The organism is Pseudomonas sp. PDM32 (genome assembly GCF_019219225.1).
Taxonomy (GTDB): Bacteria; Pseudomonadota; Gammaproteobacteria; order Pseudomonadales; family Pseudomonadaceae; genus Aquipseudomonas; species Aquipseudomonas laurylsulfatiphila.
Map to the genome: position 1 here is coordinate 42887 of NZ_JAHUWE010000010.1, position 15250 is coordinate 58136.

The following is a 15250-nucleotide window of genomic DNA, read 5'->3' on the forward strand; positions in this document are numbered from 1 at the left end:
TGGGCTGCGATCTTTGCTTTGGTCTCCTCGCCTTCCGGAGTATTGGCTGTTTAACCTATACCGCTTGCGCACTACTGTGGTTTGCAACAACTAACCACCGCAGGTAAAGAACCATGAACATGTTGCGTTTGCAGGCTGCCTTCCTCGCCGCCCTGGCCATGATTGTGTCCGCGTCGGTCTTTGCCCATGACACTTCGGAAAAGGTCACCGTTTTGCAGGACCAGATGCTGCAAAATGCCCCGGGCAAAAAGGCTTTGATGATCGAGGTCGACTACCAGCCAGGCCAATAGTCCATTGCCCACAAGCACGACGGCACGGCCATGGCCTATGTGCTTTCGGGGGCGATCACGTCTCAGGTGAAAGGCGAAAAAGCGGTCACCTACAAGGCTGGTGAGTACTGGTACGAACCCGCGGGTTCGGAACATCTGGTCTCGAAAAACGCCAGTACAACCAAGCCGGCGAAGCTGTTGGTGTTCATGGTATTGGCCCCCGACGAGAAAGTGTTGATCCCATTGGAAAACTGATGGCTGAACGTACAGCCATAAATAAAAAGGCTCGAATGGCGAATTCGGGCCTTTTTATTTCCCGAGGCAATTAACCGAAGACTGTTAAGCCAAACAAAACTATTGGCCAACGGATAAGTTCGGACATTGGCTATTTAAATAAAACAGTCAGGGTTTAGTCTTGAGTCACCGCCGGCACAACACCGGCAATTTAAACTTCCGACCAAGCTGTTTCACTGGAGAAACACCATGAAACTTGCACTTGCCAGTACATTGACCTTAACGTTTGTTTTAACCGGTTGCTCGATCCCTACTGCGCCCACGGCGGTCTCTTCACTCAATGGCATTTTCACCGAACCGGTAGGCCGCAGCGGTGCCACCCTGATTAACAACGGCAGCCAGGTCTCGTTGGGCATCGTCTACAGCCAGAATACCCAGACGAACCGTGCCTATCTGCGGGACTACCAGGCCAACGCAGGCACTGGTTTCGGCCAGAGCCTGCTGGTGCAGCCAATTCATGAAGCCTATGTAGCCACTTCCAAGCCAGACCTGGCCGTGGATTGGGTCAAGGCCTCCCTGCAGCGGCAATTCGGTTCGGTGACCGTGTACCCGGACATGCAGAGCCTCAGGGCGGCGAAGCCGGACGTGATGGCGGTGGTCGACACCCGCAGCCAACTGATTACATCGCGCAGTTCAGATATCCAGTCAGATGTCAGTGCGGATTTCTACGACAAGAACTTTAACTATATCGGCACTGCACAAGGGCATGAGGCCAAAGCACTCAGCCCCGTGTGGGCTGACTACAAACGTAGCGAAGAGATCGTTGCCGACATCAATGAACAACAGAATGTGCAAGTCAGGGCGCTGCAGAAGTTTGACCAGTCGCTCAATAGTTTGCTTAGCAAACCGACTAGCCTCTCGATGATTGACAACACGCCAGAGCAAAACCGCTACTGATGTTATCGCCCCCCAGACTTTCTGACGCCTAAAGGCACGCTCAAGCTCGCTCCCACAGTAGATCAGGAAATGGGAGCGGGCCGTGTAGCACTGCGAAACAAATAATCAAGGTAAAACAAACCAATTAAAGTTATTTTAAGTTCGGCACGGAACAGCCACCTTTTTAACTTTAAATAATGGATTGATATATGAGCAAAGATCAGGAAAGATCCTTCATAGCGTGCTTGACCTGCGAAGGGAGCCCCATGACTTTTTTCGAAAGGGTATTAAGCGACAGGCATTTTCAGCACGACGATGAAGATGGCCCGCACAAACACTTGATTACGACTGCGGAAGTCTACTTCGCTGATTTAAAGAAAATGGTACCCTTGGCCGTCACCTCTAAAAATAAAAACAGCATAGGGATAGTGGTGCATTTCAGGTGCTATGACGACTATTACAATCTGCAGATTTTAAGCGAGTCCTACTACAACAAGTACTTCAGCAAGAGCACCCAGGGTTTCCTCGGAGCGCTTCCGGCGGCGGGAGGTGATACGACTTCTTTTAACTTGCTGAATGACAGCTTCAAGATTGTCACGCTCGATGATTTCGACAGCGATAACCTGACAGTTTACTTGCAAGCACGCAATGCAGGCGTTATCAAAAAAACCCTATGGGGTGGAGAGGTGAACCGTTATTGCTTCCACGACCAAATCGGTCACCAGGTTTTATTCAAACTGCAAATTCTTGAAAGAAATGTGGCCACCCCTCAAAGCACTACGCCCTACACTTGAAAAACAGTGTCTGGTGATTTGACCCAATAAAACAAAAAAAGCCCCGCATCTCTCGATGCGGGGCTTTTTCATTCAACGCCTGATCAGGCCGCCGGTTCCAGCTCGGCGGCGACAGTGGCAGGCACTACCGCTTGACCGCTCAACGCCAGGTCCAGCAGTTCGCGGTTGGCCACCGCGTACATGGCGTAGTCGGTGCCGCTGGCGGCACGGATTTCCACCAGCATGGCGCGCCAGCGTTCGATCATGCCTTCGTGCTGCGCCATCCACAGGGAAAGTCGTGTTTCCACTTCCTGGGTGCCGTCGCCCTGTTGCAGGACCGAGATGGTGATCGCGCGTTGCTGCCAGTCGACGTCATCGCGGAACGCTTCACGGGCCAGGGCCTGCCAGTTGTTTTCAACCGGCAGAGCGCTGATCTGTTGCATGTACCAGGTGATGTCCAGCGCGCTGCCCACGGCGAAGTACGCCTTGGCCACCTCGGCCGGATCCTGGCCGGTCACGTCGGAAGCCTCGATGATCGGCAGCAGGGTGTACAGGTGCGAGGTGCCCGCCACCATACGCGCCAGCAACTCCGGCACACCGGCTTCGACGTAGGCCTGATAACGGCGCTGCCAGGTTTCACGGATCTCGCCACTGAGCAGCTCGTCGAGCTTCAGGCCCAACTCTTTCAAGTGCGGACCAAAGTGCGCGACGTCACGGGCAGCATTCTGCTCGTTGCGACGGGCACGCAGGAACCAGCGCGTAGCGCGACGGCCCAGGCGCATCAGCTCGTCCATCAGCTCCAGTTGAACGTCGGCCGAAACCTGGTAATCCAGGTTTTCGATCTGACGGAACCAGTGCGGGAGATGGAAAATGTCACGCACGATCACGTAGGCGCCGGCCACGTTCGCCGGGCTCATGCCGGTCGACTCTTTGAGTCGCTGAACGAAGGTGATGCCCATGTGGTTGACCAGATCGTTGGCGATCTGGGTGCTGACGATCTCACGCTTCAAGCGGTGACGGCGCATGGCCACGGAGAACTTGCTCACCAGGGTTGGCGGGAAAGCGGTTTCCATGTCGCGGGTCAGGTAGTCGTCGTCCGGCACCAGGGAGCCCAGCAACTGCTCCTTGAGGTCGATCTTGCTGTAGGAGATCAACACCGACAGCTCGGCACGGGTCAGGCCATGGCCTTCCGCTACACGCTCGTTGATCGCTTCTTCCGACGGCAGGAACTCGATGGCACGATCCAGCTTGCCACGGCCTTCCAGGTCGTTCATCAGGCGCTTGTATTCGGCAATCCGCGGCAATGCGCGACGGGCTGCCAGGGACAGGGCCTGGGTCTGCTTGTAGTTGTTGCCCAGCACCAGACCACCGACTTCGTCGGTCATGCTCGCCAGCAACTGGTTGCGTTGCTTGTCGGTCATGTCGCCGGCCTGAACCACTTCGTTCAGCAGGATCTTGATGTTCACTTCGTGGTCGGAGCAGTCCACGCCACCGGCGTTGTCGATGAAGTCGGTGTTGGAGCCGCCGCCATTGAGGCCGAATTCCACACGACCCAGTTGGGTCATGCCCAGGTTACCGCCCTCGCCCACGACTTTGCAGCGCAGTTCGTTGCCGTTCACGCGCAGTGCATCGTTGGCCTTGTCGCCGACATCGGCGTGGCTTTCGCTGCTGGCCTTGACGTAGGTACCGATACCGCCGTTCCACAGCAGATCCACCGGCGCCTTGAGCAAGGCGTTCAGCAGTTCGGTCGGGGTCAGCTTGTCGGCCTCGATGTCGAAGCGCTCTTTCATCTGCGGCGAAATCGCGATGCTCTTCGCGCTACGCGAGAAGATACCGCCGCCTTCGGACATGATGCTGGTGTCGTAGTCCGACCAGGCCGAACGCGGCAGGTCGAACAGGCGCTGACGCTCGGCGAAGCTCGACGCCGGCTCTGGATTCGGATCGATGAAGATGTGCAGGTGGTTGAACGCCGCGACCAGCTTCAGCTTGTCGGACATCAGCAAGCCGTTGCCGAACACGTCACCGGCCATGTCGCCGACACCGACCACGGTAATGCTGTCTTCCTGGACATTGATGCCGCGCTCGCGGAAGTGGCGCTGTACGCCGACCCACGCGCCCTTGGCGGTGATGCCCATCTTCTTGTGGTCGTAACCGGCCGAACCACCGGACGCAAACGCGTCACCCAGCCAGAAGCCGTACTCGATGGCAATGCCGTTGGCGATGTCGGAGAAGGTCGCGGTGCCTTTGTCCGCCGCCACGACCAGGTACGGGTCATCGTCGTCATGACGCACGACGTTGGCTGGCGGTACCAGCGCGCCGTCCTTCAGGTTGTCGGTGATGTCCAGCAGACCCGAAATGAAGATGCGGTAGCAGGCGATGCCCTCGGCCGCGATCTCGTCACGGCTGCCGCCCAGTGGCAGGCGACGCGGCAGGAAGCCGCCCTTCGCACCCACCGGCACGATCACCGAGTTCTTCACTTGCTGGGCTTTTACCAGGCCCAGGACTTCGGTACGGAAGTCTTCTTCACGGTCGGACCAGCGCAGGCCGCCACGGGCAACGTTGCCAAAGCGCAGGTGCACGCCTTCAACGCGTGGCGAGTACACGAAGATTTCGAACTTCGGTACCGGCTTGGGCAGCTCGGGAATCAAGTGCGGGTTGAACTTGAAGCTGAAGTACGACTTGTTATGGCCGTTGGCATCGGTCTGGTAGAAGTTGGTGCGCAGGGTGGCCTTGATCAGGTCCAGGTAGCGACGCAGGATGCGGTCTTCGTTCAGTACCTGAACGTCGTCCAGGGCGCTGAGAATCGCGTGTTCCAGACGCTGTTGCTTGTCGTCCAGGTCATCGCTGGTCAGCTTGCGCGCCAGGTAGAAGCGGGTCTTGAACAACCGGGTCAGCTCGCGGGCGATGTCGGTGTGGTTGTTCAGGGTGCTGGCGATGTAACCCAGGTCGAAGCCCAGGCGGATCTGCTTCAGGTAACGGGCGTAGGCACGCAGCAGCGCCACGTCACGCCATGGCAGGCCGGCGGTCAGTACCAGACGGTTGAACGCGTCGTTCTCGGCATCGCCACGCACGATGTGGACGAACGCGTCCTGCAGCGTGTCGTTGAGCTGCTGGATGTCCAGTTCCAGGCCTTCGGCGGCGGTGAACGCGAAGTCGTGAATCCAGAATTCGCGGCCATTGCTGTGACGCAAGTGATACGGGAACTCGCCCAGTACGCGCAGGCCGAGATTTTCCAGGATCGGCAAGACGTCGGACAGTGCCAGCGGCGTATCGGCGTGGTATAGCTTGCAATGCAGCTGGCGCTGACCGGCGACCTGGCCCAGCGGCTGATAGAAACTCATCACCAGCGGGTTTTTGTCGCTCAGGCTCAACAGGTGCTGCATGTCGACCACAGCGGAATGTGCGGCGAAACGCTCGCGGTAACCGGCCGGGAAGCCTTTCGGGAAGTCGGCCAGCACGTTGGTGCCTTGGGCTTCACCGAAGCTCTCGACGGTCAGTGCCGCGTAGTCGTCCTGCCAGCTGCGGCAGGCCTGCACCACTTCTTTTTCCAGCAGCAGCGGGTCGATGTCGAGGCGGTTTTTCGGGTCGACGCGCAGGATCAACTGCACGCGTGCCAGCACGGACTCGGAGAAGAAGGTCCAGAATTCGCAGTCGGTGGCTTTCAGGCGATCCATCAGCACTTGCTGGATCTTCTGGCGCACTTCGGTGGAGTAGATGTCGCGCGGCACGTAGGCCAGGCAGTAGCAGAATCGGCCGTACGGGTCTTTACGCAGGAACACGCGAATCTTGTTGCGTTCCTGGATCTGCACGATCGACATCACGGTGCTGAACAGCTCGTCCACCGGGGTCTGGAACAGATCGTCGCGCGGCAGCACTTCGAGCACCTGCGCCAGTTCCTTGCCCAGGTGGGCCTTGGCCTGGAAGCCGGAGCGGTGTTCGATTTCCTCGACCTTGCGACGAATGTACGGGATCACCCGCACGCTCTCGCCATACACCGACGAGGTGTACAGGCCCATGAAACGGCATTCCTTGATGACCTTGCCGTTGGCGTCGATTTCGCGGATCGACACGTAGTCCGGGTAAGCCGGGCGGTGTACACGGCTTGGGTGCGCGGCCTTGGCGAACGACAGCAGGGTCGGTTCGCGCAGGTAGTTCACGGCGTAGTCTTCGATGCGCAGGTCATCGTAGGTCAGGCCGGCACGCAACAGCTTGGTCAGGCCGAGGAAGGAGTCCTTGTCGTAGACGATATGGCCGCCATCGGCTTCGTCGCTGACCACGAACTCTTCATAACCGAGGAAGGTGAAGTGGTTGCCCACCAGCCACTCCAGGAAGCTCTTGATTTCGTTCTTCTCGTCGCCATCGACGGCGAACTGGCTGTTGTCCAGCTTGGTCAGGATCTCCTGGACCTTGGCCTTCATCGGCTCGAAATCGCCGACGGCCACGCGGACTTCACCGAGCACCTGCTCCAGCTCTTTGCTCAGCACATTGAGCTCGGCGGTGTTGGCGCAGCGGTCGATTTCCAGGTACATCAGCGATTCTTGCTGAATGTCCTCGCCCTGGGTGCCCTTGGGCAGGATTTCCAGCAACTCGCCCTTGCTGCCACGACGCACGCTCAGCACGGTGGTTTGCAGGGTATGGATGCTGTAGCCGCGGCGGTTCAGCTCGGTACGCACCGAGTCCACCAGGAATGGCAGGTCGTGGTGCAGCACTTCGACCGCCGTGTGGGTCGACTGCCAGCCATGGCGTTCGTAATCGGGGTTGAAGACGCGCACTTGCGGTTGCGCGTGATCGAAGCGCTCAAGCAGGCGCCATGCAGAAAGGGTGCAGCCAGCAAGGTCGGACAACCGACGCTGGGTCAGCTCGTCAAGGGAAATGATGCCGAAGAATTGTTCAGCGAACAGCGCCACTTGTGGCAGTGCCTGTTCACTGATGTGCTGCGCCAGTGCCGCTTGCAGTTGGTGCTGGAAGTCGGCTTTGCTGGCTGCGGTGAAGAACGCCATCTGTGGTACTCCGCTTGGGCTTGTTATTGATGAAAGCGTCGCGCGAAACCCCTTTCGGGGCTACGTTTCAAAGCTAGCCGTCACCCGGTTCCTGATTCTCGGGCAGAGGAAACAGGGTGACAGGTGGGTGAAGCTGGACGAGACACTCAGGTCACATTCACCTTCCGTGAATGGGCATCTGCAAAAACGACTGGCCCCGGGTTGCTCCAATGTCTTTACAGGTATCCATTGGTTGCGCAGCTTAACCAGTGCGGCAAGGCCCATGCTTGCGGCGCTGCGACATATTCGGTCATCGGCACGCTGCTCAAGGCATGCGCATCGAACAACACTAGCATCCACACAGAAAAATGACGGTTATCCATCCGGTTTTACGGGACATCCGTACCAGAAATGACCAGTAACACTCTGCCCGTTCACGACCCGGTCACTGCTACGCGAACGAGCAGAAATGTGCGCGGGCTGGCAGAATCGCCCCTTGTTGCGTTTACCACGCCCGTCGAGCCAGGAATTTCCCATGAAAATGAAAACCGCCCTCTTGATCGTCAACCCTTGCGATGACGAAGAAGACGACATGGCCATGCTTTGCTGCCACAGCGAACAGGGCGAAATGTTCCTCATGAGCCGCTACCCGGACGAGGACGAACTGGAAATCACCCTCGACGGCGAGCCTTCGACCCTGGATGGCGTGAAAGTCACCCTCAGCCCTTCCCTGCTGAAGATCGAAATTGCGGCGGCAGATGCCGATGCGCTCAATGGGGACGATGTGCTGGAAATCACCTTTGATGCCGACATGACGGATCTGGCCGAAGTGGAAGAAACCCTGCAGAACATTCTCAAGGGCACCGGCACCTATATCAGCCAGATTTGATGGCGTCTGGGCGGGCGCCTTCGCGAGCAAGCCCGCTCCCACAGTCGACCGCGTTATTCCGGCAAGAATGCGATCAAATGTGGGAGCGGGCTTGCCCGCGAAGAGGCCCGAGAGAACACCCCAACCTGCAACCTGTAGAAAGCTCCTACAACGATTGCCAACCATTTCCTGCACTTTGCGCAAAATGCCGTTAGTCGCCGCCCCCCGCGATGGATTAAAGTAACGCCCCCAGCCCTGGCGTATGTCGAACGTCCTCGGCCACCCTTTTGCAGGAACAGTCATCGATGGAACATCGTGAAGCGCTGCTCGCGCTGCGAACCTTTCTTTCAACGCAGATTCTCGGCCAGGAAAAACTCATCGAGCGCTTGCTCATCGCCCTGCTCGCCGACGGCCACATGCTGGTCGAAGGCGCCCCTGGCCTGGCCAAGACCAAGGCCATCAAAGAACTCGCCGAAGGCATCGAAGCCCAGTTCCACCGCATCCAGTTCACCCCCGACCTGTTGCCGGCCGACATTACCGGTACGGAAATCTACCGCCCGGAAACCGGCAGCTTCGTGTTCCAGCAAGGCCCGATCTTCCACAACCTGGTTCTGGCGGACGAAATCAACCGCGCCCCGGCCAAGGTCCAGTCGGCGCTGCTCGAAGCCATGGCCGAGCGCCAGGTCAGTGTGGGGCGCAGCACCTACGAGCTGTCGCCCCTGTTTCTGGTGATGGCCACGCAGAACCCGATCGAGCAGGAAGGCACCTACCCGCTGCCTGAAGCCCAGCTCGACCGCTTCCTGATGCACGTGAAAATCGGCTTCCCGGACGCAACCGTTGAACGCAAGATCCTGCAACAGGCCCGTGGCGAAGCCCTCAATGGCGAAACCAAGCCCGAACGCCGGGTCAGCCAGCAGGCCATTTTTGCCGCGCGCAAGGAAATCCTCGGTTTGTACATGGCCGACGCCGTGGAGGAATACCTGGTGCAGCTGGTCATGGCCACCCGCATCCCGGCCAAGTTCGACCCGGAAATGGCCGAGTGGATCGCCTATGGCGCCAGCCCTCGCGGTTCGATTGCCCTGGACCGCTGCGCCCGCGCCCACGCCTGGCTGGCCGGCCGCGACTTCGTCAGCCCGGAAGACATCCAGGCCGTGCTGTTCGACGTGTTGCGCCATCGCATCATTCTTTCCTTTGAAGCCGAAGCCGCTGGCATCGATCAGGACCGGGTGGTCCAGCGGATTCTCGACGTCGTAGCCGTCGCTTGACCCCGATGAACGCCAGCCTGCCGCCCGAGCCGGGCATCCGTGTCAGCCTCGCCGACCTGATCGAGATGCGCCATCGCGTGCGTGAAGTGCAATTGTTTTCCACGCCGAGCCAGCGCAGCCCGCTGATCGGCCTGCACCACTCCAAACTGCGCGGACGTGGCGTCGACTTCGATCAGGTGCGGGTCTATCAGGCCGGCGACGATGTGCGCACCATTGACTGGCGCGTGACTGCCCGTACCCAGGAACCCCACACCAAGCTGTTCCACGAAGAACGTGAGCGACCGATCTTCATCATGGTCGAACAAAGCCGCCGGCTGTTTTTCGGCTCGGGCCTGATGTTCAAGTCGGTGCTCGCCGCCCAGGCCGCGAGCCTGATCGGCTGGGCCGCCCTGGGGCACAACGACCGGGTCGGCGGGCTGGTGTATGGCGACAACGAGCACTACGAAATCAAGCCTCGGCGCAGCAAGCAAAGCTTGCTGCAGTTGCTCAACCGGCTGGTGCGGGTCAATCAGTCGCTCAACAGCGAAAGCGAGCCGGACCGCGACGCCTTTGGCATTGCCCTGCGCCGCGCCCGGGAAGTGTCGCGCCCTGGCAGCCTGGTGATCGTGATCTGCGACGAACGCGCCCTTTCGGACAGCGCCGAGCAGCAACTGAGCCTGTTATCGCGCCACTGCGACCTGTTGTTGCTGCCGTTGTCCGATCCGCTGGACCATGCCCTGCCCGCCGCCGGCCTGTTACGTTTCGCCGAACGCGGCGCGCAACTGGAACTCGACACGCTGAATTTCGACCTGCGCCAGACTTACCGGGCCCAGGCCGAAGCACGAATCGCCCGCTGGGAACTGCTCGCGCAGAAACTGCGGGTGCTGATGATGCCGTTGAGCACTCAGAGCGAGATGGTCGAGCAACTGCGCGAGTACCTGAACCCACAGAAACCGGGGAAAGGCCGATGAGCAGCCTTGATCAACTGCAACCGCTGATATCCCCGCCACCGGTGGAGTTCTGGCCTCCGGCACCGGGTTGGTGGCTGCTGCTGCTCGTGGTGCCGCTGATCGGCCTGGGTCTGTGGAAGCTGCGTCGCTTCATTCCGCAAAAACGCCCCGTGGTACGTGCCGAACAGCCGCTCGACCCGGTACGCCTTGCGGCCCTGGCCGAGCTGGCACTGATGCCCAAGCCTTACGACGGTGCGCCGGCGGGTGCCTGGCTGCAGCAACTCAACGGCCTGCTCAAGCGTCTATGCCGCAACCACTATCCCTACAGCCAGAGCCACACCCTCAACGGCCGCAAATGGCTGGCGTTCCTCGACAATCGCTGCCCGGCGGCCGGCCTGACCCGCTGGATGGTGCTCGTGGAAGGCGCCTACAAACCCGAATGCAAACTCGACGACAAGGCCATTGCCGGCCTGACCCAAGCCGTCGATACGTGGATTCGCAAACATGTTTGAATTCGCCTGGCCGTGGGTTTTTGCCCTTGCGCCGCTACCGTGGCTGATGCGCATCCTATTGCCAGTGGCCGACAGTGGTGAACCGGCGCTCAAGGTCAGCTTCCTCAGCGACCTGGAAGGCCTCGCCGGGCGACGCGCCCGGGCCAACCTGCCAGCCTGGCGCCAGCAGGCACCGTTCATCCTGCTGTGGCTGTTGCTGCTGGTCGCGGCGGCTCGTCCGCAGTGGCTCGGCGAGCCCCTGCCGATTGCCGCCAGCGGCCGTGACCTGCTCGTGGCAGTGGACGTTTCCGGGTCCATGGATTTCCCTGACATGCAATGGCAGGACGAAGACATCAGTCGCCTGTCACTGGTCCAGCATCTGCTCGGCGACTTTCTCGAAGGCCGCGAAGGTGACCGGGTCGGGTTGATCCTGTTCGGCAGCCAGGCCTACTTGCAGGCACCGCTGACCTTCGACCGCCACACCGTGCGCGTCTGGCTCGATGAGGCGCGCATCGGCATCGCCGGTAAAAACACCGCCATCGGCGATGCCATCGGTCTGGCCCTCAAGCGCCTGCGTTTGCGTCCGGCCACCAGCCGCGTGCTGATCCTGGTGACCGATGGCGCCAACAATGGCGGTGAAATCGACCCGCTCACCGCTGCGCGACTCGCCGCCAAAGAAGGCGTGAAAATCTACCCGATCGGCATCGGCGCCGATCCGGAACAAAGTGGCACGGTCGGCTTTCTCGGCGTCAATCCGAGCCTGGACCTGGACGAGCCGTCCCTCAAGGCCATCGCCGAAGTCACGGGCGGCCAGTATTTCCGTGCTCGCGACGGCAAAGAGCTGCAGGCGATCAAGGACACCCTGGATCAACTGGAGCCCGTGGCCCAGCAACCCACCCAGGCCCGCCCGACTCAAGCGTTGTACCACTGGCCACTGGCCCTGGCGCTGTGGTTGAGCATGCTGCTGGTGGCCCCCGTGCTCTGGCCGGACAACCCCTTGCAACGTTTGTTCACCAAGGATCTGTTCTTGCAAACCCAACTGCTGCCTGACTGGCGCCAGCGTCTCAAACGCCTGCGCCTGCGGAGGCGTCGATGAGTGCGCTGTGGCCGTACTGGTTCCGCCCCTGGTGGCTGCTGTTGCTGCCGGTGCTTGGCTGGTTGCTCTGGCAACTGTGGCACCGCAAGAAGCGCGCCGGGCGCTGGCAAATGATTCTGCCACCGGCCTTTCACGCCGCACTGCTCAGTGGCGGCAGTGGCCGTGACAGTAAACTGCCCTGGATCGCCCTCGGTCTCGCGTGGCTGTTGACCCTGCTCGCCCTGCTCGGTCCGGGCTGGCAGCGTGTAGAGCAGACCAGTCAAAAGCCCGCCGACCCGCTGGTGGTGGTGCTTGAGTTGACCCCGGAAATGCTCGCCACCGACGTCATGCCCAACCGCCTCGAACAGGCGCGACGCAAGTTGTTCGATCTGTTGCAGATTCGCAGCGACGCGCAAACCGCCATCGTCGTCTACGCCGGCAGCGCCCACACGCTGGTACCGCTGTCGGATGATCTGTCCACCAGCCGCAATCTGCTGGACGCACTGAAACCGTCGTTGATGCCAGAGGCCGGGCATCGCGCCGATCTAGCGGTGATCAAGGCCCTGGCACTGCTCGAACAAGCGGCGCTGGGCGACGGCCGGATCCTGCTGATCGGTTCGTCCTTGACCGAACAGGAACGGCTGGGCATCCGTCATGCGCTCAACGGCAAATCGACTCAATTTCTAATGCTTGGCATCGGCACCGCCGAAGGCTCGCCCATCACCCAGGAGGACGGCAGTTTCCTCAAGGATGAACAAGGGGCCATTCTCGTGCCGCGCCTGGACGAGCCAGGCTTGAAAGCTTTTGCCAACGACCTGGATGGACGCTTTCGCCAGGCACGCCTGGACGACAGTGACCTGCATGCCCTTGGCCTGTTCGACGGCCCACGCAACCTGCGCAACGACGGTCAGACCCTGCGCCTGGACACCTGGGCCGATCAAGGTTACTGGCTGTTGCTACCGCTGCTGTTGCTGGCGGCCTGCGCGGGGCGTCGCGGCTGGCTGCTGTGCCTGCCGCTGTTATTGGCGTTGCCTCAACCGAGCTACGCGTTCGATCTCGTCGACCTGTGGTTGCGTCCCGACCAACAAGGCGTGCACCTGCTCAAGCAAAAGCGCCCGGCCGAAGCCGCCCGGCGCTTCGAAGACCACCAGTGGCAAGGCGTGGCGCTCTATGAAGCCGCAGACTATGCCCGCGCCGCCGAGCGGTTCGCAGAAGGCAACGATGCCCACGCCCACTACAATCGAGGCAATGCCCTGGCCAAAAGCGGTGAGCTGGAGGCGGCCCTGGACGCGTACGAACAGGCACTTGAACGCCAACCGGACTTGCGCCCGGCGCTGACCAACAAAGCGCTGGTGGAAGAGCTGCTCAAGCAGAAAAACAGCCCGCCTGCCCCGGAACCGGACCCTTCCGCCGGCAATGAACCCCAGGCCATGCAACAACAGACTCCACCGGGCGTCTCATCGCAATCTTCGGACAGCGGCGAGCCGCAGGCGCAAGAACCGCCGGCCGACTCCAACACCGCGCAACCGCCGGTGTCGCCGCCCAGACCGGGTGCCAATGAAGTGCCCGGCAGCGAGTTGGGTGACGAACAGCACACCACGCCGCCCTTGCGCCCTGCCACCGACAGTATCGAAGGTGAACAGCGTCAGGCACTGGAGCAGTGGTTGCGGCAGATCCCGGATGACCCCGGCGAGCTGCTACGGCGAAAATTCTGGTACGAACAGCAACAACATCAGGATCAGGAAAAAACTCGATGACCCGCTTCACCGTTTTATTGCTCGCGCTGTTGCACGGCCTGTTGTTCTGCACTGTCCAGGTGCAGGCTGCAGAGCTGGCCGCCAGTGTGGACCGCAGTCGCCTCAGCTCAGGCGAGACGGTCGAGCTGACCCTGGAATCCACCGACGTGACCCAGTTCGGCAAACCCGACCTGACACCGCTGGAGCCCTTGTTCGAAGTGCGCGGCACCCGCCAGGTCAACCAGTTGAACACCCTCAGCGGTGAAAACCAGGCCGCCACGCGCTGGATCATCACCCTCCTGCCGCGGCAAAACGGCAGCGTCGTGATTCCACCCCTGCAACTGGGCGAACTGCAGAGCCAGCCGATCACCCTGCAAGTGGTCGAGAGTGAAACACCGGACAACCCGAACAAACGCGCCCCGGTGTTCATCGATGCCAGCCTCGATCAAACCAGCGTCTACGTTCAGGCCCAGGCAGTCCTGACGCTGCGCATCTACCACTCGGTGTCGCTGTACGACGACAGCAGCCTGCCACCCTTGCAGATACCTGACGCACGCATCGAACAATTGGGCGAATCACGCACCTACGAAAAAGACATCGATGGCCTGCGCCACGGTGTGATCGAAATGCGCTACGCGATCTACCCGCAACACAGTGGCGAACTGATCATTCCGGCACAGGTCTTCAACGCGGCGCTGGTCGACGCTCAGCCGGTACAGGACAGCACTGCCCAGGGGCCGAAATCCGGCAAGCTGATGCGCGTCACCTCGGCCGAACTGCTTTTGACGGTCAAGGCCAAACCCATCACCTGGCCGGCCGAAGCCCCCTGGCTGCCTGCGCGTAGCCTGACCCTGAGCGAAAGCTGGAGCCCGGAACCGGACCACGCCCAGGTCGGCGATTCACTGACCCGCAGCCTGACGGTGACGGCCGAAGGCTTGTCCAGCACCCAACTGCCACCGCTGCCCGGCACCGATGTCGGCGGCCTGCGCCGCTACCCGGATCAACCGGTGCTCGGCAACCAGAACAGCGAACGCGGCCTGGTTGGCAGCCGTGAAGACCGCGAGGCCCTGGTGCCGACACGGACCGGCGCCATCGAACTGCCCACCGTCGACGTGGTGTGGTGGAACACCTTCGAAGACCACCTGGAACACAGCAGCCTGCCCGCGCGCGCGCTGCACGTGGCGGCCAACCCGAGCCTGGTGGTCGACACCCCGGCCGGCGCGTCTGCGGTCGAAGCCGGCGCCGACAGCGAAGCCCTGTGGCGCTGGAAGCTCAGCTCCCTGTTCCTGGCCTGCACCACCCTGCTCGGCTTCGGCCTTTGGTGGCGTGGCCGCTGGCAACCGGCGGTGGCGCGCACTGCCCAAACCGGCCCGAGCCCGCGCACCGTGCTCGACGACCTCAAGCGCGCCTGCCTGGCCAATGATTCCCACGCCACCCGCCAGGCCCTCGACGCCTGGGCCCGGCAACAACCGGAAACCCTGGCCGACATGGCCGCCCGCTTCGTGCCCCTGTCCAACGCCCTCGACGGCTTGAACGGCGCGCTCTACAGCGAAAGCGGCCAGTACTGGCAAGGTGACGAGTTGTGGCGGGCGATCAAGGCGATTCCGATGGCCGAACGGGTGCAGGATCCGGTCGGTGACAGTGGGTTGCCGCCGCTTTATCCGAAATAGAACCCTTCGCCGGCAAGGATGCATT

Annotated in this window: 10 protein-coding genes and 1 pseudogene; 10 read left to right on the forward strand and 1 reads right to left on the reverse strand. The window is 61.0% G+C overall.

The features are described 5' to 3' along the window. Positions 1-113 precede the first annotated feature (113 nt). The 3 genes and pseudogenes from KW846_RS19480 (at position 114) to KW846_RS19490 (ending at position 2233) form a co-directional block, all read left to right on the forward strand. Positions 114-524: pseudogene (locus KW846_RS19480) on the forward strand (cupin domain-containing protein). Between the two features lie 228 nt (positions 525-752). Beyond that, a complete protein-coding gene (locus KW846_RS19485) occupies positions 753-1460 on the forward strand; it encodes an ATPase (protein ID WP_218484423.1) in 708 nt (235 codons plus the stop codon). A gap of 245 nt (positions 1461-1705) precedes the next feature. Further along, the gene (locus KW846_RS19490) at positions 1706-2233 is read left to right on the forward strand and encodes a hypothetical protein (RefSeq protein WP_218484426.1); all 528 of its coding nucleotides are present in this window, start codon (positions 1706-1708) and stop codon (positions 2231-2233) included. 83 nt (positions 2234-2316) lie between these two features. Here the strand turns inward: KW846_RS19490 and KW846_RS19495 are convergent, their stop codons facing one another. Continuing rightward, a complete protein-coding gene (locus KW846_RS19495) occupies positions 2317-7212 on the reverse strand; it encodes an NAD-glutamate dehydrogenase (RefSeq protein WP_218484428.1) in 4896 nt (1631 codons plus the stop codon). A 514-nt stretch (positions 7213-7726) separates the two neighbouring features. On the opposite strand from KW846_RS19495, the gene KW846_RS19500 reads away from it, so the two are divergent. The 7 genes from KW846_RS19500 to KW846_RS19530 all read left to right on the forward strand — a co-directional run bounded on the left by KW846_RS19500 (position 7727) and on the right by KW846_RS19530 (position 15225). Beyond that, on the forward strand, positions 7727-8080 hold the full coding sequence (locus tag KW846_RS19500; protein ID WP_218484430.1) for a hypothetical protein: 354 nt from the start codon (positions 7727-7729) through the stop codon (positions 8078-8080). A 284-nt stretch (positions 8081-8364) separates the two neighbouring features. Then, positions 8365-9324 (forward strand): MoxR family ATPase, encoded by a 960-nt coding sequence (locus KW846_RS19505; RefSeq protein WP_007979923.1) that lies wholly within the window; start codon positions 8365-8367, stop codon positions 9322-9324. 5 nt (positions 9325-9329) lie between these two features. Beyond that, entirely contained in the window at positions 9330-10274 is a 945-nt protein-coding gene (locus KW846_RS19510) for a DUF58 domain-containing protein (protein WP_007979925.1), read from the forward strand. After that, the gene (locus KW846_RS19515; protein WP_007979927.1) at positions 10271-10765 is read left to right on the forward strand and encodes a DUF4381 domain-containing protein; all 495 of its coding nucleotides are present in this window, start codon (positions 10271-10273) and stop codon (positions 10763-10765) included. The genes KW846_RS19510 and KW846_RS19515 overlap by 4 nt, the downstream gene beginning before the upstream one ends. Then, complete coding sequence (locus tag KW846_RS19520) at positions 10758-11840, forward strand: VWA domain-containing protein (RefSeq protein WP_218484432.1); 1083 nt, start codon at positions 10758-10760, stop codon at positions 11838-11840. Before KW846_RS19515 ends, KW846_RS19520 begins: the two co-directional genes overlap by 8 nt. Continuing rightward, positions 11837-13576: a VWA domain-containing protein gene (locus tag KW846_RS19525; protein ID WP_218484434.1), complete on the forward strand. Its 1740-nt coding sequence runs from the start codon at positions 11837-11839 to the stop codon at positions 13574-13576. Before KW846_RS19520 ends, KW846_RS19525 begins: the two co-directional genes overlap by 4 nt. Continuing rightward, entirely contained in the window at positions 13573-15225 is a 1653-nt protein-coding gene (locus tag KW846_RS19530; protein ID WP_218484435.1) for a BatD family protein, read from the forward strand. Before KW846_RS19525 ends, KW846_RS19530 begins: the two co-directional genes overlap by 4 nt. Positions 15226-15250 lie beyond the last annotated feature (25 nt).

What these genes read in the sequence shown, in the direction of transcription:
- KW846_RS19530 (WP_218484435.1), top strand. Translation starts at nt 13,573, where the DNA reads ATGACCCGCTTCACCGTTTTATTGCTCGCGCTGTTGCACGGCCTGTTG.
- KW846_RS19490 (WP_218484426.1), top strand. Translation starts at nt 1,706, where the DNA reads ATGACTTTTTTCGAAAGGGTATTAAGCGACAGGCATTTTCAGCACGAC.
- KW846_RS19495 (WP_218484428.1), bottom strand. Translation starts at nt 7,212, where the DNA reads ATGGCGTTCTTCACCGCAGCCAGCAAAGCCGACTTCCAGCACCAACTG.
- KW846_RS19520 (WP_218484432.1), top strand. Translation starts at nt 10,758, where the DNA reads ATGTTTGAATTCGCCTGGCCGTGGGTTTTTGCCCTTGCGCCGCTACCG.
- KW846_RS19510 (WP_007979925.1), top strand. Translation starts at nt 9,330, where the DNA reads ATGAACGCCAGCCTGCCGCCCGAGCCGGGCATCCGTGTCAGCCTCGCC.
- KW846_RS19500 (WP_218484430.1), top strand. Translation starts at nt 7,727, where the DNA reads ATGAAAATGAAAACCGCCCTCTTGATCGTCAACCCTTGCGATGACGAA.
- KW846_RS19515 (WP_007979927.1), top strand. Translation starts at nt 10,271, where the DNA reads ATGAGCAGCCTTGATCAACTGCAACCGCTGATATCCCCGCCACCGGTG.
- KW846_RS19525 (WP_218484434.1), top strand. Translation starts at nt 11,837, where the DNA reads ATGAGTGCGCTGTGGCCGTACTGGTTCCGCCCCTGGTGGCTGCTGTTG.
- KW846_RS19505 (WP_007979923.1), top strand. Translation starts at nt 8,365, where the DNA reads ATGGAACATCGTGAAGCGCTGCTCGCGCTGCGAACCTTTCTTTCAACG.
- KW846_RS19485 (WP_218484423.1), top strand. Translation starts at nt 753, where the DNA reads ATGAAACTTGCACTTGCCAGTACATTGACCTTAACGTTTGTTTTAACC.